This is a genomic window from Hungatella hominis, assembly GCF_014288005.1.
Classification (GTDB): Bacteria; Bacillota; Clostridia; order Lachnospirales; family Lachnospiraceae; genus Hungatella; species Hungatella effluvii.
Genome location: NZ_JACOPB010000018.1, coordinates 12,044 through 31,890, shown reverse-complemented (window position 1 = coordinate 31,890; position 19,847 = coordinate 12,044). Strand labels below are relative to the sequence as shown.

Sequence of the window (19,847 nt, the reverse complement as noted above, 5' to 3'; positions counted from 1 at the left end):
ATACGATGCTGTCATTCCCGAACCGGTTCCTTGCTATAGTACGTTTTTTGTTTCTCTGATCTATAAACTGGCACCGTTGCCTGCGATCACGTCCCGATACCACCAGAATGACTTCTTGCGGTACCGCTTCAAGCTTCCGGTGCCGTCATCATTCCGGTCCACGTAGATGTAGCCATACCGTTTTCTCATCTCCGCCGTGGAGGCGCTCACCAGGTCGATACAGCCCCAGGATGTATAGCCCATAATCTCCACACCGTCGCATATGGCTTCGCGCACCTGGATCAGATGCTGCCGCAGATAGTCGATCCGGTAGTCGTCGAGCACCGTCTTTTCCCCATTTTCCAGAGTCACCAGCTGATCCTCTGCACCGATGCCGTTTTCCACGATAAACAGCGGAAGCTGATACCTGTCATAGAGCCGGTTCAGCGTGTAGCGAAGCCCCTTGGGATCGATCTGCCAGCCCCAGGCGGTAGCCTTTAAATACGGATTCTTATACCCCTTTGACAAGTTGCCGCCGGTCGGCTCGCCAAGCTCTTTATGGGTGGTGGCGCAGATGCTGGAATAGTAGCTGAAGGAGATGAAATCCACTGTGTTTTTCAGGATTTCCTGATCCTCCGGCTCCATACGGATCTCAATTCCATGATCCTTAAAATAGTTTAAGAGATACTTCGGATACGTTCCGCGGGCGTGAATATCTGCAAACAGGAGCGTTTCCCTGTCTTTCTCCATGGTCGCAATGATATCGTCCGGATCGGGAGTCAGGGGATAGACCGTAATTCCCAGAATCATACAGCCGATCTTCGCACCGGGCATCAGCTCATGGCCCAGCTTTACAGCCAGGGCGCTGGCTACCAGCTCGTGGTGCATGGCCTGGTACAAATCCTGTTCCGTCAGCTGTTCCGCCGGCGTTTTAATGCCCCCGCTCATAAACGGGGCGTGAAGAAGGGAATTGATCTCGTTAAATGTCAGCCAGTACTTCACCTTATCCTTATATCTGGTGAAAATGGTGCGGCAGTACCGCTCGAAAAATCCGATCAGTTTCCGGCATCTCCAGCCGTCATACTTTTCCGCCAGCCCCAGCGGAGTCTCATAATGGGATATCGTAACCAGCGGTTCTATCCCGTATTTTAAGCATTCGTCAAACAGGCGGTCATAAAATTCCAGCCCTTTCTCATTGGGCGTCTCCTCGTCTCCCTCAGGAAAGATTCTCGACCAGGCGATAGAGGTTCGGAATACCTTGAATCCCATCTCTGCAAAGAGACGGATGTCTTCTTCGTAGCTGTGGTAGAAATCGATCGCTTCCAGCTTCAGATTGTCTGCGGTGGGACCCTCTGTCCGTTCTCCCCGCAGGCCGTGGGGAAGAACATCCTGGACAGAAAGACCTTTCCCGTCTTCGTTATACGCTCCCTCACACTGATTGGCGGAAACCGCGCCGCCCCATAAAAAGTTTTCCGGAAATGTCATCATTCGTCCCTCCATCAATGCAGCCTCAAAAGCGGTTCTCCTGTCTTCACATGGCCTTCAGCCGCCGCGTCGACAGAACTGTAGTTAAAATGATTGGATATGATGACAGGTGTGATCACATCGTATCCTTCTGCTTTTATCGCTTCTAAATCAAATTCCAGAATGCAGTCTCCCACTTTTACCGTGTCGCCGGACTTCATTTTTACATGGAAATGTTTTCCCTTTAAATTTACTGTGTCCAGGCCTACGTGGATCAGAATCTCCGCCCCGTCCTCCGACACAAGCCCCATGGCGTGGCCGGTCTCAAAGATCGTGGCAATGGTTCCGTTCACCGGAGATACCACGCGTCCCTCCGACGGCTGTATCGCAATGCCTTTTCCCAGAATGCCTTCCGCAAATGTGGGATCATTGACTGTTTCCAGGGATACGGCCTCGCCGGTAAGCGGAGCAGCGACAAAAACCGTCTTCGTATTTGAGGAATCCTTAAGCTGGTCTTTGGCACTCATTTTACCGTCCTCGTCCTGCGGATCCTTATACAGTACATAGGAAATAATGAACGCAATCACGACACTGACCGCCGCGCCTGCACAGGCAAAGTAAAAGCTGGTGAGTGTGTCGCCGCCTAAATAGCTGGGCAGTGTTAAAAATCCCGGGGAACCGCCTGAATAGTTCTTAACATTTAAGATTCCCATCAGGAAGCCGCCCACACCGCCGCCGATCATGGACGCGTACAGTGGTGTCTTGAAGCGGATGTTGATACCGTAAAGTGCAGGCTCTGTAATTCCGCAGACTGCCGTGATTCCGGCCGAGGATGCCAGCTGCTTGATCTCAGATTTTTTACTCTTGAATGCTACCGCCAGAGCCGCGCCGCCCTGCGCCACATTGGAGCCAAGCATACCCGGATAGATCAGGGTATCGTAGCCCATGGTCATACGGTTGTTGATGCCGATAGGGATCAGTCCGTAATGGGTTCCTGTCATGACTAAAAGCGGTGTAAATGCACCTACCAGAGCCGGTACCAGCCAGCTGCAGTAATTGTTTAAGCTGTGTACGCCGGAAGCGATTAAGTTACTGATAATGGTCCCGATCGGTCCGATGACCACCAGGCCAACGATTCCCGTCACGATGGCTGTGATCAGAGGCTTCGTAAAGAATTTCACAGGTTTCGGAGAAATCCGGTCTGCGATCGGCTCTACATAGGACATGAACCATACGATCAGGATAATCGGAAGTACGGAGGATGAATATCCCGCATTAGTGATTGGAAGCAGGAAGATTCGGATCGCTTCCCCGCTCTCCTTCGAGGCCGCCACCATATTGATAAAATCCGGATGCAGCAGCATACCGCCCAGCATCATCGCCAGGTAAGGATTACATTTGAACTTTTTAGCTGCGGAATTCGCCAGCAGAATCGGCAGGAAATAGAACGCCGCGTCCGCCATAAAATTCAGGGTCTGGTAGGTGGTGCCCGTCTTGTCCACGAGGCTGAACGCTGTTAAAAGCGCCAGGATCGCCTTGATCATACCGGCGGCGGTGATAGCCGGAAGAATCGGTGTGAAGATGCCGGAAAGTGTGTCCACCATCCGCGCTACGATCTTCCTGTCATCCTTCTTGTCTTTCCCTGAGCCGCTTTCGTCTTCCGCCGTGTGCTCGCACATCTCCGTCAGCGGCTTGTATACGCTGGCCACGTCGCTGCCGATGACCACCTGATACTGGCCGCCTTTGCTGATGACGCCCATGACGCCGTTCACTTTCTTTAAGGCCTCCGTCTGCGCCTTTCCCTCGTCTTTTAAATTAAAACGGAGTCTGGTGGCACAATGGGTAAGCCCGGAGATATTCTCTTCTCCGCCGATTTTTATAAGGATTTCTTCTGCAAGTTTTTTATAATCCATTTACTCGGTCCCCTCTTTTCTTTTGATGGACTCATCGTAACACATCATACCCATTTCTTCACTACGGAAAACGGGAAATGGTTCACCGTTTCAAAAATCATCAAAAAAACCGCTGTTTTTTTGAAACAGCGGTTCAAAACAGATTCTTATTGTGCCTATCATCAAGAGCTTTCCCCGTCCTCCGGCGGTTCCTTCAGATTCCAGTAGTCCACACCGATCCGGAGCGTCTCATGGCAAACCATCTCAAGAGAGGATTTCACATGCTTTTCATACGTCTGGGCCAGAAGCATGGAAAAGAAGATATCCAGCACATAGGTGGCCGCAGTAAAGGAGGTGATCACCTTTAGGCTGAGCAGGGAATCTCTGGAAGGGATTTCCACGATCTCGTGACACCATTTACGGATCTCTTCATTGTGACGGCCTACAATCCCCACAACGAACGTTTCCGTCGTTTCCTTCAAATACCGGGCGGCTTCGATCATGTTCTTGTTGGCTCCGGTATATGTGATCACAAAGGACACCGTTTTCTTCTTTTTTCCCGCGGACAGATAATGCGCGTTGACGCTCTCATATGCCGCGCACTCCATACCGAGGGTGGCGAACTTAAATGCTGCCGACTGGGCCAGGATATAGCTGATCCCGCTGCCATAGATATCGATCCGGTCCGCCGCCTTAATCCGGTTGCAGACGCGGATCATGACGTTCCTGTCCATGCACAGCTCCGTGTCGGTGATGGCCTTGTCATACAGCTTCGGCAGCGTATGGAGGATATCCGAAAATGTGCTTTTCTCCGTGATCGGCTCCTTGCTTAAGAGCTGATTGACCCGGATGTTCTGCACCATCTCCGAGACCAGCTTTAATTTCAGTTCCTGATAGCCCTCCACCTCCAGCTTTTTGCACAGCCGGACAACCGTGGCTTTGCTGGTAAAGGATACCCTGGCTAACTCCTCGGTGGACATCTGCTGGATTTCCTCTACGTGGTCCAGAATGTACCGCGCCACCGCCTGCTCCTGGTGGGTAAAGCCTTCCATACGTTTTAATTTTTCCAGAATCATCCGATCACTCCCGCATTAAAAACGGAATTTATCCTCAAAATAGTTCTTCAGTTCGGTGATCGGAACTCTCACCTGCTCCATGGTATCGCGGTCACGGACCGTAACCGCATGGTCTTCCTCGGAATCAAAATCGTACGTTACACAGAACGGTGTTCCGATCTCATCCTGTCTTCTGTAACGCTTGCCGATGTTTCCTCTGTCGTCGAATTCACAGTTGTAGTACTTGGAAAGCTCGGCGTAAATTTTCTCTGCGCCCTCGTTCAGCTTCTTGGAAAGCGGTAGCACACCGATCTTCACCGGCGCGATAGCCGGGTGGAAATGGAGAACGGTACGCACATCGCCCTCGCCGATCTCTTCCTCATCGTATGCAGAACATAAGAATGCCAGTGTCACACGGTCGGCGCCGAGAGACGGCTCGATTACGTATGGAATATATTTTTCTTTCTTCTCATCATCAAAATAGGACATATCCTGGCCGGATGTGTTCTGATGCTGCGTCAAGTCGTAATCCGTTCTGTCCGCAACACCCCAAAGCTCGCCCCAGCCAAATGGGAACAGGAACTCGATGTCCGTGGTGGCCTTGCTGTAGAAGCAGAGCTCTTCCGGAGCGTGGTCACGGGCGCGCATCTCGTCTTCCTTCATGCCCAGCGCCTTCAGCCAGTCGATACAGAACTGTTTCCAGTAGGAGAACCACTCTAAGTCGGTACCCGGCTCACAGAAGAATTCCAGCTCCATCTGCTCAAACTCTCTGGTACGGAAGGTAAAGTTGCCCGGCGTAATCTCGTTGCGGAAGGATTTACCGACCTGTCCGATGCCGAACGGAATTTTCTTTCTGGAGGTTCTCTGAACGTTCTTAAAGTTTACAAAGATTCCCTGTGCTGTCTCAGGTCTTAAGTAAACTGTGTTCTTGGCGTCTTCCGTAACGCCCTGGAAGGTCTTAAACATTAAGTTGAACTGGCGGATGTCGGTGAAATCATGCTTTCCGCAGCTGGGACAGCAGATGTTGTTGTCATCAATGTACTTTTTCATCTCTTCCTGAGACCAGGCATCTACAGAGCCTTCGATCGTGATGCCGTGCTCGGCCATGTAATCCTCAATCAGCTTATCTGCGCGGAAACGCTCCTTGCAGGCCTTGCAGTCCATTAACGGATCGGAGAAGCCGCCTAAATGGCCGGAAGCCACCCAGGTCTGTGAGTTCATTAAGATCGCACAGTCCACACCCACGTTGTACGGGCTTTCCTGGACAAATTTCTGCCACCATGCCTTCTTTACATTATTCTTCAGTTCCACACCCAAGTTGCCGTAATCCCAGGTATTTGCAAGGCCGCCGTAAATCTCAGAACCCGGATAAACGAATCCTCTCGATTTTGCCAGCGCTACAATTTTTTCCATTGTCTTTTCCATGTCCTCAAACCTCTCTTCTTTTATTCCATCCGCATCCGGATTCTTTATTTGAATATGATGTAATTCTTTCCTTCGGAGATCTCTGCGATGAAGCTGCTGTTTAATTTTACTCCGTCGGAGGTGTACATAATCTTTCCTTCTGTCTGAAGCTTTATCGGTCCGCCGTCCACGGCTACGACGTGGTAATCGGTCTTCTTTGCAATCTCATCCGTAGATGCCGTCTTGCCGTCCGCCGTCTTGACAAATATCGTTCCGGCCGCCCCCGCTTCTTCCAGGGCCTGAGCCACGGGAATGATATCGATGGAGTTCACTAAATTGGCTGTGTCCTCGTAAAGGGCCGTAAACTGGGCTAAGTCGCTTCCTGTCGCATAATCAAAGATCATGCTGGCAGTGCCTTCCTTTAAACTGCATGTCTGTAAGGTAACCGCTCCCTCTCCGTGTTCCGCGTTATACGCCGCCACGTTTTCTTCAAGGAAGGTCTTCCATTCCTCTTCATTATAATAATCCTGGTTGTCGTACGTCTCAACGGTAGCCGTCGAAAATGTTCCCGCATCCGTCACGAAAATGCCGCTGCTCTTAGGCTCAAAGGTACTTGTTCCCCCTCTTCCGGCACATCCGGCGAGTATCCCCGCTGTGATGAGAACCGCCAGGACCGCTTTCATTTTTTTCATTCATCATCCTCCTGCATTTGGCGCATATGAAAGCATTATACCAAATGCATTCCGTCATTTCAATAGTTTATAGTCAAGAAACCTCCCAATAACCATTCCTGTTAGAGCCAATCCTTCGGATCTGCCCCTGATTGTTTAATAATTTCATTAAACTTTGTACCTGCTTTCTGGACAGATTTAATTTTTCCATAATTTCACCCTGTGTGATACTGGGATTTGCTTTTATCAATGACAGTATTTTTTCTTTTCGCTCCTCCATTTTTTGAATCTTCATTTTTTCGGCTCCTTTTTCGGCTCCTTTTTTGGCTCCTTTTTCGGCTCCTTCATAATTAAGATTCTTCAACGTCAGAATAAAATTTTCTTTATCTGAATAAAATTGGGGACTCAGCCTATCCGTATATAAATATTGAGACTGATATACACTTTGGATTTTCTTAAATCCACTTCCTCTTCTTTCCATATACTTCAAACGGTTAAAAATATCTGCAATAACCGGATTTCTGCGCTTTGATGGAATTTTATTAATATCCCGCTCCTGTATAAACGAACCATCGCACATTCCACCCGGCGAGTAAATTTCCAGCCGGTCATCAAAAATATCAATGTGTACCTCACTCCCCAAATCCAAATACTGGCGATGAATCAATGCGTTTACCAGTCCCTCCAAAACACTTCTTCTTGGATAGTCCGGCAGTTCAATTCTCTCTTCCCCAGTCTTTTTCCATTTCACTTTTGAATTAGTCCTTACAAAGTCCAGCCCATTTTCCAGGAGCACCACCAGACTTCCTGTAAATTCCTTATCATCCAGCGCATCCATAGTTCCTGCCGCTTTATCCACTCCGTTCCATCTCGTACAGAATAAGCGAGAGTGTCTGATCGGGGATTCATCCGCCAGCAATGCCCCGGCATTTGTCAATTTTCCATCCTCCGAAACAATGCCAAAAGAAATAAAATCGTCCTCGTCAAAGTTTTCTCCAGTTCTTTGTTTATAGGCCGCCTTCAGTTTAGTAAACGAATAATTTTCAAATTCGTATCGTGAAATGCTGCTGTCATAAGTAGAATCAATTCCTCGTAATATCAGTTCCTTAAGACCCCTGGCATCAACCGGTATACTCTCATTTCCCACCCTCTGATACGCAGTGCGGGTCCCTTCACTCACATAATAATAAGGAGTCTCCAGTCCTCTGCTGATTTCCAGAATGATAATTTCTTTATTGTCTACAGTTTGAATAACCAGATCAAACTTGGGGATTGGGTCTATCCTGCTTTTTATTTGTTCGCTGATTACTTCCGAATCGTGCCTCACATCACCAAGCCCTGTAATAGTGTCATCATCTGCAACACCAAAAATCAGCTTATTGCCATTTCCATTTGCAAATGCACTGACACTTTTACACCAGCTTTTAGGTCTGCGTTCCTCTAATGCCTGCTTTTTATCATAAACATTTGTCTCACCTATCAGTTCTTTTATATTCACCCGCATTCCCCTTTTCTTTTTAAAGAAAAGGCACAGCCGAGTTCCTCCGCCATACCTTTCCAATAGATCAGACAGCACTTTTCACAGAGGCCGCCGCCCCGTCATCGCCTCCAGAATATCCAGGGAATGAAATTCCCGGTCGATAAAGCGCTTCTTATTAATCTCCACGCACCTCCCGAATTCCTGGGAGACGGCGTCGGTCAGCGCAAAGGTATAGAGATGCTCAATCGGCGACAGCACGACGAATTCCCATGCGTAATTGGCCGAGTCGCTGACCTCCCTGGGGGGCTTTTCCGTGTACTCCCCGTTGATGGCCATGGCCTTCAGTTCGTACACGCGCCGGACCAGCTCATTGGGAACCGCCGGCTTTAAAAGGGCCCTCACCGACTGGTATAACAGCTTCAGCATGGCCGTACCGTCCATATTCTCCCTGGTGTAGTAGTCCGTAAATTCCAGGAAATAGGAGCCGTAGCACGTTCCCTCCACGTCCATGGAAAGCTCATCAAAGTAATTGGAGATTTCCGCCGACTGCAGGGAATAGGCATCCCGCCCTTCATATAACGTAAACTGCCCGAAGGCAAAGGGACGGCCGCAGGCCATGAGCATGCTGCCCGGCCTTCTGGCGCCCCTGGCAAACGCCGTGATTTTACCGCGCTCCTTCGTAAGGATCACCAGACGTTTGTCCATCTCCCCGGACGGAACGGCCTTTAACACCATCCCTGTAAGCCTGACAGCCTCTCTCACATCGATCACCCGTTTCTAAATTTCTTTTCCATTGTATCCGTAGTTTTTCATATACAGTTCGCTGTCACGCCATTCCTTCCGGACCTTGACCCATATCTGTAAGTTCACCTGGGTGTCCATCAGATCCTCGATCTCCCGGCGCGCCGCGCTGCCGATTCTCTTTAACATGGCGCCGCCCTTGCCTATGATGATTCCCTTGTGGGAGTCGCGCTCACAGATAATCGTGGCCTCGATGTCCATCATACCGTTTTTCCGCTCTGTCATCTTCTCGATGGTGACGGCGATTCCATGGGGAATCTCGTCACTCAGCAGCCGCAGCGCTTTTTCACGGATCAGCTCCGCAGCGATCTGGCGCATGGGCTGGTCCGTAACGGTGTCCTCATCGTAGTACTGAGGTCCGCAGGGCAGATACTTGTAGATTAAATCCAGCATCAGATCCGTGTTTTTATCCTTCAGCGCCGACACCGGAACGATCTCCGCAAAGCTGCATACATCCTTGTAGGCGGAGATAAATTCCAGAATCTCGTCCTGATTCTTTATGGTGTCGATCTTGTTGATAACCAGGATCACGGGTGTCTTCACGTTCTGAAGCTGCTCCGCGATATGGCGCTCTCCCGCTCCGATAAACGTGGTCGGCTCCACCAGCCACAGCACCACATCCACTTCCTTCAGGGTATGCTCCGCCACACTCACCATATACTCGCCAAGCTTGTTCTTGGCCTTGTGGATCCCCGGAGTGTCCAGAAAGATGATCTGTCCCCTCTCGTCCGTAAAGACGGTCTGAATGCGGTTTCTGGTGGTCTGGGGCTTATCTGACGTGATGGCGATCTTCTGGCCGATCAGATGGTTCATCAGCGTGGATTTTCCCACATTGGGGCGTCCGATCAGTGTTACAAAACCCGATTTATATTGATTGTCCATTCATTCTCCTTCGTAGTCGATGTCAATTTTTATTCTTTTGCAACAGTTGAGACGGCTCATCTTTATGAGTGGAACAAGGTCTCTGTCTCGTAGAACATCGCCTTATTCGCTTCTATCTTCTCCTCGTTGCCGATCACGCATAAGCTTCCGGTGGCAAGAACCGCCTTCACGATCGGAGCCAGCGCACGGATATCGTCCTTTGTTGCGTTTAATATCTCATCCCGCTCCTGCTGCATCATACCATCATCCACGCCGGATAAGTATGCGGACAGGCCGCGGCTTCCCTTCGTGGAAGGCGGATACGGTACATCCATATCGCTGATGGTGCCGATGACATACTTCGTCATGTCACGGTCATCTACGTCGAAATGCTCCAGATACTCCACAATGCCCTCATAGATCTCATTCGTCTCTTTTAAGTTCGGGTCACGGTAGGAGGTGAGATACCCTTCACCGGAACGCCCGAAGCCGCTCATACAGCCGTAGGCACCGCCCTTTACCCTTAAATTGATCCACAGGTAATCATAGCTTAAGATGACCTTTAAGATGCGCAGCGCGCCTGTATAGGCGTATCCGCTTCCGGCAAAGGTTCCGCATCTGGCCACGTAATTGACCTGGGAGGCCGTCTTAAAGCCTTCGTTACGGTTGCCGGCAGGAAACGTAAATGGATACGTCTCTTTGCTGCCTTCCGGAAGCATTTCCTTTAATTTCCGAAGCGCCGCGGGAAGCTGCCGGAAGCCTTCCTCATCAGCCGTGTAGCTGACCAGCAGGTTTTCCACGGTGAAAAGGCGCTCCATCACCTGCTTTAACCTGGCGATAATCTCCTTCTTACGATCCGCGTAATCCCGGTCTAACTGTTCTAAGAACTGGTAATATCCGATTCCTCCGGTGTTGTCATTATAATAGGAGGTCGGTGAGAAATAGGAGGTTGCTCTGGCTACAGCCGCCGAATGGCATGCTCCCTCCAGCTTCATCCTGCCTCTGGATCTGGTCTCGCTGATTACCTCTCCCAGCCGCTTCTCATCGTCCAAAATGGAATTCTTCAGAATCTCACCGAGAATGGAGAAACCGAAGTCCAGCTTGTCATACAGCACTCTGACGCTGGCGATAAATACGCCTTTGAAATCAGCGCTGTTCTTTAAATTCGGATAGGACGTAACGCTTAAATTAATACCGCCGCTGTTTAAATGGATCTCACTCGTCAGATCCCCATACGTGTAATGCTCTGTGTCTACGAATCCCAGCACGGATTTGAGCAGGCCGACATAACATAAGTCTTCTTCCGGCACACGGGAGGTGTCAAACAGAAGTTTCAGATAGCCGATGCCCGAGGTAAACATCTCGTGATGAATCACCTTCACGCCTTCGACCTCTTTCTCTTCCCAGATAATCTCCTCCGGCTCTCTGCCGATGTCCTCTCTGGAAAGCATGGGTATCTTCTTTAGTTCCTCCTGAGGAGACGGTGTCTCCTGGTACTCCCGAAGCGCCCTGGTCTGCTCGACGAGAGCATCGATCTCTTCCTCCGAAAGCGAGGCCTTGTAGGCAGCCAGGCGTCTGGCCGTCTTCTCGTCTTCCTTTGCCGTCAGATTCTTCTCCGGACTGACCACCAATACGGCTTCAAATGGATTATCCAGCAGATAATCGCGGATCAGCTGCTCGAAATAGCCCTCATCAACCACAGTTTTCAAATAACTGAAGGTCTTCTGATAGGTCAGGTGCATCATCGGATCTCCGTCATAGAGCCAGCTGTCCATGCACTGAAGGCCGTACATCAGCCCTTTGGGCGCGGAACCGTAGTCTGCCTCACGGTAACGGAATTCATAGAAATTCAATCCGGCCTTTAAGCTCTTTTTGTTGATTCCCTGATCCGCCAGCTTGCGGAGTGTTCCCTTTACTACGGCGAGGAACTCCCCTTTCTGCTCCTTATCCGCATTCTTTGCGATTACGGAAAAATAGGGCTGAAGGATGCCGTTCTGATATCCGCCCAGAATATCCTGGCCGATTCCGGCATCAATGAGCGCCTGCTTAAGCGGTGCTCCCGGCGCATCCAGAAGAGTGTATTCCAGAACCTGGAACGCCACGTAAAGCTGCGGGTCCAAGTCATTGCCAACCACGGTATTGATGGAAAGATAGGTGGCCTGCTCCTCGGACTCTCCGTCAGTAATAGAGTAATGGGTCTCTTCCTCCACCGGCCGGTCAAACGGCTCCTGCGGCAGAATCCTAGAGTCGATCTCAGCGATATCGTATTTGGAGAGATACTGGTCATTCAGCCATTCCAGCTTCTCCGCCATATCCATGTCACCGTACAGATAGATATAGCTGTTGGAAGGATGGTAATATCTCTTATGAAAATTCAGGAACTGATCGTACGTCAGATCCGGAATAAACGCGGGATCTCCGCCCGATTCCTGCCCATAACAGTTATCCGGGAACAGAACCTTTCTCGTATAACGGTCCAGGACCTCCTCCGGTGAGGAGAACGCTCCCTTCATCTCATTATAGACGACGCCGTTATAGATTAAATCTGCCTCCGGACTCTCCAGCTCGTAATGCCAGCCCTCCTGCATGAAAATATTCGGTTCCTTATAAATATTAGGATTAAAAACGGCATCCATATAGACATCCATCAGATTCTGGAAGTCCTTTTCATTGCAACTCGCCACAGGATAAACCGTCTTATCGGGATACGTCATGGCATTTAAAAACGTGTTTAAGGATCCCTTTACCAGTTCCACAAACGGATCCTTTACCGGAAACTTCTCAGAACCGCATAAGGTGCTGTGCTCCAGAATATGGGCCACGCCGGTGCTGTCCTCCGGAGGCGTGCGGAATCCAATGGAAAATACCTTATTCTCATCGTCACATGATACAGCAAAAATCCGCGCTCCGCTTTTCTTGTGGCGCAGCACGGTTCCTGTGGCTTTCATCTCATCCAACTGTCTTTCTTCCACAACCTCATAGGCTGCCAAATTCTCTAACTGTCTCATATATTTCTTCATTCCTTCCTTAACATTTTCTCTTTATTACCATCTTGCCCATTCTCTGGCGTTTTCATTATTATGTGTAAAAGAAGAACGGAACTTTACTTTTCCAGTCCAATATAGCATACCACAAGTAGGGCGGTTCTACAACAGAATGGAAATATGGCGTTCTGCAGACATATTACCAGAATTTTCCATCCTTATCGTATAAAATGACGGGCGGTGTGCACCCCTTAACTGTAGCAAAACAGCGGGGAAATATCCCCGCCTGCGGCAGCCGGTGCTTCCGCCCGGTACAAATTCCATACTCTTCTGTTCTTTTTTCCATAATTACATGTTGCCAACCAATTTGTCTTTTAATATCGCCGCACATTCCCGGACACAGAAATGCACCAGCAGAACCGGGTCGGATTCACAGGAAATTCCATAGATATCCGGAATGCCCCATTTCTTTGCAATCTGTTCGGCGCGGAATACGTGGAAATCACTGGTCAGTACGCCAATCTTCAATGGCTTATCCTCGATCACCTCATAGGTTCCCGGATCCATTGAGATGTCTGACCTGGCATGACGTGCTTTTCTCCTCAACTGATCTTCCTCGATCGCGACTCTGCTGTAGGCAATATTCTCCACCGTACTGAAGGAACGCGACTCCAGAATCATCTGACGCTCGTTCACACCATTAAACAGGAGATAATCCCGCATCGCAGCCGCTTCGCTGACCGGCTCATCCTCGCCCTGACCGCCGGAGAGTACGAGCACGGTTCCCGGATTCTCCTCCAGATAATCAATCGCTTTATCGAGACGGCTCTTTAACGATCTGCTGAGCCCGTCTTCTTTTACTCTGGCTCCCAGCACGATAAGATAGTCGAGATGCGACGTATCCCGGCTGGCCACACCGGTAAAGATCAGTATCTCCACCATGGAAAACACCAGAATCCCCGTACAGCAGACTGTGATAACCGACACGGGCAGCCAGAGCGGCACCCGGTCCTTATGCTTCATATAGTATTCCCAGCCCAGCGCCAGCAGCAGACAGGCTGCTGCAAATACCATCCAGATAAAGGAAAATGAAGTGGTAAAACCCGAATAAATGACGATAACTACATAGTATATGACACAGGCAGCCGCCAAAAGCCATAAAATCCATGTCATGATTGAAACCTCCGCTTCATCAGAGTTCAGAACCCGCTAAGTTCGTGTAATACCTCACTAAGTGCTCATAGTATACCATAACCGAAGATTTTCTACAAGAAAAAGCAGTTTCATGTTCGGCTTCCTGCAAAAAGAATTGATTGTAAGAGACCAGAAAAGTAAAAGGACCGAACCTGACAAAATACTTCTCATCAGATTCAGTCCTTCTTTTATTTACGGACGGCTGCTCACCGTTTTTTCGGTACAAAAATTAATGGGTTTTCAGCCGTCTCCGATTGCCCATCCAGACTCTTTTAACAGGAAAAATTCTGTTTAATTTTTCATAATATAGTCGAAATACCGCTTTCTAATCTGCTTCTTCTCCCTCACCTTAATCGGAATCCTGTCCCCATTTTCCATTGTAAAATCTTCATCGGCATCTGTAATGTAGTCCATATTGACTATATAACTTCTGTTGCATCTTAAAAAACGGCAGCCGGACAGTTCTTCCTGTACTTCATCCAGTTTTTTACGGATCGAATGCTCTGCCCCATGGCTGCACACAATCCGTACATTCATTCTCCGGCTTTCTATATACATGATATCATCATAGGCGATTCGTCTTCCTGAACTTCCGTTTACCACCAGAATACTCTGACGGATTCTGGGATAGCGTTCTGAAAAGAACCGGTTGACGGCTGCCTCAAGCTTTTCCTGCTCAATCGGTTTAATCAGATAGCCGCTTGCAGCGACAGAATAGCCATCAACGGCAAACTCCCGGCTGGCTGTGAGAAATATAAGTGCAACCCGCTGGTCCCAGCGCCGAATCTGCCGTGCCGCCTCCATACCATTCATAAATTTCATATAAATATCCAAAAATATCAGGTCGTAACTCCCTGCCCCGCTCTCATACTGATCCACCAAATCCTCTCCACAGTCAAAATAGGTGATCTCCAACGATTCTCCCCGTTTCCTCATCTTTTGTGCCAGCAGCTCCCCCACCTTTACGCGGTCAGACACATTATCATCACAAATTGCCACCTGCATAGCGGCCCCTCCAAGTCTGTCTATTTATAACTCTTGCTATTTCACACCATTTTTTTCGTTTAAAACATATTTATTTATCTTGTTTTAAACGTATTTTAGCAATATTCATTTAAAAATAAATCCAAATTGCTTTTAAAACAATAAAAATGGGACAATTGGCAGCAAAACGGGGATAACCGGCATAGTTTTCCCTTGCGGCTATCCTGTTTCTATGATTAAATAGACTGTAATATGTGAAATTAGAGAGGGGATTTTTGTATGAAAATAGCAATATGTGACGACGAACAGCCTGTTCTCAATCAATTGCGCAAATTCATCAATCAATATGCGTTTGATAATCTTTTTGATTATACAATTCTGGAATTTAATAAAAGCGAGCAGCTTCTGGAAGCGGCCTGTCAGGATCCAGATATCAAAATTCTATTTCTGGACATCTATATGTCCAATTTATCCGGCATGGATTTAGCCGAAATTCTGAGAGCAAATGGAAATAACTGCGCAATTATCTTCGTCACAGTCAGTACCGAGCATTACGCCAGAAGCTACGAGGTGGATGCCGCGCATTACCTGGTAAAGCCGGTCACCTATGATCGGGTCAAAAAGGCTCTGGACCGGTGTGAACGCATGCTGACGTCTTCCTCTAAATCTGCCTTCTTTACAGCGGGAAGAAAAGAAATCCGCATCCCACTCAGAGAAATCCGCTTTGCGGAAGTATTCCGGAATCAAACCGTGATTCATGCTGATTCCGATATCACTCTCCGTTCCACACTGGATACCGTGATGCATCATATCTCTGACAGCCGGTTTCTGCGCACGCACCGCAGTTTTCTTGTAAACATGGATTACATAAAAAAAAGAAGCGGAAACGATCTGTACTTAAGCACAGGCGAGAAAGTCCCCTTAAGCCGTGCCTGTGAAAAAACATTTGAGAGGGAGTACGGCCGATACCTGACCGATACTATGACAGGTGAGAAAACATGAGAATACATCGTATTGCGGTATACGCCATGATGGCCGCCACCGTACTGTTCTCCGCTGTAGCGGGGACTTTTGTAAGTGCTCTCGCTGACTCGTATGAAGGCAAAAATACTATAGTAACTGGTAATCCAGCTACACCGGGCAACGCCTCTTCAGATACGGGAACCGCATCAGAGCCAGAGACAGAGAACAGAGGCAGTACTGGCCAGAATCAGGCCACTCCAGGTAATGCTGCATCAGGCGGCATCATCTACACTGTCTCGTCCTATGATTTCTGGTACTTATCTCAACCGCTGCTTGTCAAAATGGGGGCTGAATTTAATCCTGATGCTGAACTTCCCCTTTGGATCGATGTATATTTAGAGGGGCCCGACGGAATTCTGGAGGATCCTCTGTGGTTGTATGCGGATTGGGATTTGTCCGGAGTGGATTTTAACAGAGAAGGCGAATACAGGGTAACGGGTATTCTGGATACCGCTTCCTGCGAAGTTTCGGTCGACTGGGATCATGCGCCGCTCCTTTCTTTTATCATCAAGATCGACCGAGGAGGCACGCTGAGCTTTACTCCTGAAACTGACGGAAATATCCTGAAGCTTTCCTATATCATGAATGGGGAATCCTATACCATATCCGATTTAAACTATGAGCTTTATGAAAGCCGTGACGGCGGGGCTAATTGGCGCAATATTACCAGAGACAACCGGGTATGGGCGGAGGAAGATCACCTTACAGTTTCCAATTTAGAGGAGAACAGTTTATTTCAGGTCACCGATCTTCGACTGGGCGGTGTTTTGTCATACCATTCCGATATTGTGAAAGCTGATATCGGGATTGACGGCTTGATCGAAACCGTTTCCATCATACCATCCGGCGGCGAAATGGGCGGAAAGGACTGGGGAAACAGTAACTGGGATGATGAGCCTTTCGAAAATGGGCCTTATCAGATTCTGGATTACCGGATAGGCAACCCCTATGTTTACGATCCCCTGCCGCTCATAGCCCGGGCTTCCATCGGCTGCCCGGAAGATATCGCCTGGGTATTTTTTAATACAATCTCTGTTTTCTATGGAGACAGGCCAAACGGCCTGTGGAAAGCAAAAAAATTAATTCCGGTAGAATGGAATCAGGAAGAACTGAACGCCATTGATTGGAACCGGAAAGGGGATACGATTATTCATGGAGATTTCTTTGACGAAATCAAAAAGGACTACGGTTACCTTCTGAAGTTTGAAACCATGCCGGAGCTGACACTTACGATATCGATTTATTCCGAGAACCGGGATTTTGTTTTATCCCCATCGGAAGATACGCCGGAGAAAACGGAGCAGGTAACGCTAAATTTTTTCTCCATTACTGATGAAGACAGGATACCTCTGGAATTTGACGATCTTACCGGTCTGACTGTCTGGTGCTCCACAGACTGGGGCGAAAACTGGTATGACATTACAACCAGCAGCAACACGTCGCTTCGTAATGATTCTCTGTCCGTCTCCTGTTTAAAAGATACATACTTGGATCATATGGGCTATTCCTTTCAAATTGAGCAAACGGAGGCTTCTGATCTGGAGCGCTACTCTGCTTACGTAACTGTTTCCCGCAATGCGGCAACGGGGCTGTTTGAATACTCTGCCGATATCGGAGGTGACCGGGGCGGCGGAAAGCGGTTCGAAAAGCCACCGGAAGGATTGTTCGACAAGAAGGATGGGGGTGATATACCTGATTCCAATCCAACAGAGCCGCCTACAGAAGTTCCAACGGTTCCACCCACAGAAAAGCCGACAGTTCCACCCACGAATGCACCGGCTGTTCCACCCAACGGAACGCCGACTTATCCACCTGCCGAAGCACCGGCTGTTCCACCTGCTGAAAAGAGTTCCTCCGAATCCATCTCCGATAAACCGGTTAATGCTCCTGCTGACACGGTAAAACAGACAGTTCCGGGCAAAACAGACCAAACGTATGCTGTTGGTCCGGAAACCCGTTCTGCATCTGATAAAGCAGACGAGAGCCCATCTGATACTGGACAAAACGAAACAGATGAAATTCATACCGCGTCACCGCGTTCTCTCTTTTCCCCTCTGCGCCTGCTCGTAGGAATCTCGGCAGTCTCAGGCGGCGCATTCGCTGGTCTGTATATGATAAGGAAGAGATAATCATGAAGCAAACTATTTACCTTAAGCGGCTCTGTCTGCTTCTGCTCGTCGTAATCTGCACAATCCTTCTGTTTTTTCTGCAATACCGGTATGATAACAAATACCATTTTCCCGGAATACAGGGAGAGCAGGGGATTCTTGATCTGCGGTCAGACAGACAGCCATTGTCTGTCCTGACCTATGGCTGGGAATTCTATCCGCAAAAGCTGATTGCCCCCGGCGAATTTGACGGGCAAAAGCCACATTTTATCTATTTGGGACAGTACGGCGGCTTTGAAGCCGGAGATCAAAACGGCGATCCTCATGGCTGCGCCACGTATCGGCTGTCCATTCTGCTTCCCCCGAAAGTAAATGAATATGCACTGGAGTTGCCTGAAATCTATTCTGCCTCACGAATCTGGGTGAACGGCCGGCCTGTCAGTATTTTAGGTGATGTAAACGCTGTCAATCCGTCCCCCTCCATCCGCACAGGTATGATTACCTTTTCCGCGGCTGGAAAAGCAGAGCTGGTCATACAGGCTGCAGATACACGACACTATTACAGCGGCATAGTCTATCCTCCGGCGTTCGGATCAGTAGAGGCAGTATCCAATTTAATCTCCCTACGGATTCTGCGCACGTGTATCATGGTCGTTGCATCACTGACTATTGGAATCCTGTATCTTTTCATCGGCATCAAAATCGTCGGAGAAAGGAGACGCATGATACTGTTTTCTTTAGTATGCCTGTTCTTCACCATACATGTCATGTATCCGCTCTTTCATTTATTTGGCGCAGGATACTGGACTTATTATCTGGAAGATTTAAGCTTCTACCTGTTTCTGACTGCAATCTGTGCGCTGCACTGCAGTCTCTGTGGCATCAAAGGCAGGCCGCGCCGATTTACCGCTTCCGCCTGCGTGTCTGTAGCTCTGGCTTCTCTTGTGGTTCCCGCCCTGCTGTTAAACGGAAGCTTAACCGCCATGTTACTCTACTCGGTCTTCTTAGACGGCTTTAAACTCGTTCTTTTCAGCTGGCTCATTACCACTGCATTCTTTAACAGGGAACAGACGGAGACCATGGGAGGCCTGCTCCTGGCGGGTCTCTGTACGATCGCAGCCGCCCTTTTTGCACAGACATCTGCTCCGGTCTTTGAACCGGTGCGTTTCGGATGGCAGACAGAAAATGCAGGATTCGCCTTTATCCTTCTTCTGGCCGGCGGCCTCTGGTTCGATACAATCCGAGCCTATGCGGAACGTACCGCTCTCGCTGAGAATATGCGGCTGATGAATAGGCAGTTCTCCCTCCAGGAGGAAAACTACAGGATCCTGTCGACCAGCATTGAAGAAACACGCAAAATGAGGCACGACCTGCGCCATCACATTGCCGCCATAAAAGAACTGACTAAGCAAAAGCAGTATGATGCGCTGGAAAACTATCTGGAAGGCTATGAAAACAGCATGGAGTTGGCCGACTGGCCGGTAATCTGTGATAATCATGCAGCCAATGCCGTTCTGACCTACTTTCAGCAGCGCGCCTTACAGGAGCAGATACCATTTTCTATCCATGTATCTCTTCCGGCAGAGTTGAAACTGGAAGCCTGGAATCTTGGCGTACTGCTTGGCAATCTTCTGGAAAATGCCTTTGAAGCCTCAGAAAAGCTGCCGCAGGAACTTCGCTCTGTGTCCATCTATTCAAAGATAACAAAGGGAAATCTGCTTATCACTGTGAAGAATCATTGGAATGGGAAATTTACGATTCATGAAAACCGGATTTACTCAAGCAAACATGAGGGGGATGGAATCGGTCTTTCCAGTGTCCGCAGCATGGTAGAGATGAACGGCGGTCAGTTTTATCTGACTCCGGGAGAAGATGAATTTGAAGTTTCTCTTGTGCTGTGGAAGCAGGTATTAGATTAAAAACAGTTTTGCTAATCAGCATTTTATT

General features: G+C 48.8%; 14 protein-coding genes. 3 read left to right on the top strand and 11 right to left on the bottom strand.

Annotated elements, in window-relative coordinates; all coding sequences use genetic code 11:
* Positions 1–60 precede the first annotated feature (60 nt).
* From H8S75_RS26045 to H8S75_RS25995, 11 genes are all read right to left on the bottom strand, one after another.
* Entirely contained in the window at positions 61–1,467 is a 1,407-nt protein-coding gene (locus tag H8S75_RS26045; RefSeq protein ID WP_187024020.1) for a glycoside hydrolase family 1 protein, read from the bottom strand.
* A gap of 11 nt (positions 1,468–1,478) precedes the next feature.
* A complete protein-coding gene (locus H8S75_RS26040) occupies positions 1,479–3,356 on the bottom strand; it encodes a beta-glucoside-specific PTS transporter subunit IIABC (protein WP_187024019.1) in 1,878 nt (625 codons plus the stop codon).
* A gap of 161 nt (positions 3,357–3,517) precedes the next feature.
* Complete coding sequence (locus H8S75_RS26035) at positions 3,518–4,411, bottom strand: MurR/RpiR family transcriptional regulator (RefSeq protein WP_187024018.1); 894 nt, start codon at positions 4,409–4,411, stop codon at positions 3,518–3,520.
* Between the two features lie 15 nt (positions 4,412–4,426).
* Complete coding sequence (locus H8S75_RS26030; protein ID WP_187024017.1) at positions 4,427–5,815, bottom strand: glycine--tRNA ligase; 1,389 nt, start codon at positions 5,813–5,815, stop codon at positions 4,427–4,429.
* A 44-nt stretch (positions 5,816–5,859) separates the two neighbouring features.
* Complete coding sequence (locus H8S75_RS26025) at positions 5,860–6,486, bottom strand: hypothetical protein (protein WP_187024016.1); 627 nt, start codon at positions 6,484–6,486, stop codon at positions 5,860–5,862.
* A gap of 73 nt (positions 6,487–6,559) precedes the next feature.
* Entirely contained in the window at positions 6,560–7,963 is a 1,404-nt protein-coding gene (locus tag H8S75_RS26020) for an ATP-binding protein (protein ID WP_349768993.1), read from the bottom strand.
* 81 nt (positions 7,964–8,044) lie between these two features.
* A complete protein-coding gene (gene recO / locus H8S75_RS26015; RefSeq protein ID WP_055654406.1) occupies positions 8,045–8,707 on the bottom strand; it encodes a DNA repair protein RecO in 663 nt (220 codons plus the stop codon).
* A gap of 15 nt (positions 8,708–8,722) precedes the next feature.
* On the bottom strand, positions 8,723–9,628 hold the full coding sequence (gene era, locus H8S75_RS26010; RefSeq protein WP_187024014.1) for a GTPase Era: 906 nt from the start codon (positions 9,626–9,628) through the stop codon (positions 8,723–8,725).
* 62 nt (positions 9,629–9,690) lie between these two features.
* Positions 9,691–12,615, bottom strand: coding sequence for an insulinase family protein (locus tag H8S75_RS26005; RefSeq protein ID WP_187024084.1), 2,925 nt, complete (start codon positions 12,613–12,615; stop codon positions 9,691–9,693).
* A gap of 324 nt (positions 12,616–12,939) precedes the next feature.
* The gene (locus H8S75_RS26000; protein WP_187024013.1) at positions 12,940–13,764 is read right to left on the bottom strand and encodes a YdcF family protein; all 825 of its coding nucleotides are present in this window, start codon (positions 13,762–13,764) and stop codon (positions 12,940–12,942) included.
* A gap of 312 nt (positions 13,765–14,076) precedes the next feature.
* A complete protein-coding gene (locus tag H8S75_RS25995) occupies positions 14,077–14,790 on the bottom strand; it encodes a LytR/AlgR family response regulator transcription factor (RefSeq protein WP_187024012.1) in 714 nt (237 codons plus the stop codon).
* A 258-nt stretch (positions 14,791–15,048) separates the two neighbouring features.
* Here H8S75_RS25995 and H8S75_RS25990 point away from each other — a divergent pair, with 258 nt between their 5' ends.
* Genes H8S75_RS25990 through H8S75_RS25980 form a run of 3 tightly spaced genes read left to right on the top strand, consistent with a single transcriptional unit; the run spans position 15,049 to position 19,819 of the window.
* Complete coding sequence (locus H8S75_RS25990; RefSeq protein ID WP_187024011.1) at positions 15,049–15,771, top strand: LytR/AlgR family response regulator transcription factor; 723 nt, start codon at positions 15,049–15,051, stop codon at positions 15,769–15,771.
* Positions 15,768–17,921 (top strand): hypothetical protein, encoded by a 2,154-nt coding sequence (locus H8S75_RS25985; RefSeq protein ID WP_187024010.1) that lies wholly within the window; start codon positions 15,768–15,770, stop codon positions 17,919–17,921. The genes H8S75_RS25990 and H8S75_RS25985 overlap by 4 nt, the downstream gene beginning before the upstream one ends.
* A 2-nt stretch (positions 17,922–17,923) precedes the next feature.
* On the top strand, positions 17,924–19,819 hold the full coding sequence (locus tag H8S75_RS25980) for a sensor histidine kinase (RefSeq protein WP_187024009.1): 1,896 nt from the start codon (positions 17,924–17,926) through the stop codon (positions 19,817–19,819).
* The last annotated feature ends 28 nt before the right edge of the window (positions 19,820–19,847 follow it).

What these genes read in the sequence shown, in the direction of transcription:
- H8S75_RS26045 (WP_187024020.1), bottom strand. Translation starts at nt 1,467, where the DNA reads ATGATGACATTTCCGGAAAACTTTTTATGGGGCGGCGCGGTTTCCGCC.
- H8S75_RS26040 (WP_187024019.1), bottom strand. Translation starts at nt 3,356, where the DNA reads ATGGATTATAAAAAACTTGCAGAAGAAATCCTTATAAAAATCGGCGGA.
- H8S75_RS26035 (WP_187024018.1), bottom strand. Translation starts at nt 4,411, where the DNA reads ATGATTCTGGAAAAATTAAAACGTATGGAAGGCTTTACCCACCAGGAG.
- H8S75_RS26030 (WP_187024017.1), bottom strand. Translation starts at nt 5,815, where the DNA reads ATGGAAAAGACAATGGAAAAAATTGTAGCGCTGGCAAAATCGAGAGGA.
- H8S75_RS26025 (WP_187024016.1), bottom strand. Translation starts at nt 6,486, where the DNA reads ATGAAAAAAATGAAAGCGGTCCTGGCGGTTCTCATCACAGCGGGGATA.
- era (WP_187024014.1), bottom strand. Translation starts at nt 9,628, where the DNA reads ATGGACAATCAATATAAATCGGGTTTTGTAACACTGATCGGACGCCCC.
- H8S75_RS26005 (WP_187024084.1), bottom strand. Translation starts at nt 12,615, where the DNA reads ATGAGACAGTTAGAGAATTTGGCAGCCTATGAGGTTGTGGAAGAAAGA.
- H8S75_RS26000 (WP_187024013.1), bottom strand. Translation starts at nt 13,764, where the DNA reads ATGACATGGATTTTATGGCTTTTGGCGGCTGCCTGTGTCATATACTAT.
- H8S75_RS25995 (WP_187024012.1), bottom strand. Translation starts at nt 14,790, where the DNA reads ATGCAGGTGGCAATTTGTGATGATAATGTGTCTGACCGCGTAAAGGTG.
- H8S75_RS25990 (WP_187024011.1), top strand. Translation starts at nt 15,049, where the DNA reads ATGAAAATAGCAATATGTGACGACGAACAGCCTGTTCTCAATCAATTG.
- H8S75_RS25985 (WP_187024010.1), top strand. Translation starts at nt 15,768, where the DNA reads ATGAGAATACATCGTATTGCGGTATACGCCATGATGGCCGCCACCGTA.
- H8S75_RS25980 (WP_187024009.1), top strand. Translation starts at nt 17,924, where the DNA reads ATGAAGCAAACTATTTACCTTAAGCGGCTCTGTCTGCTTCTGCTCGTC.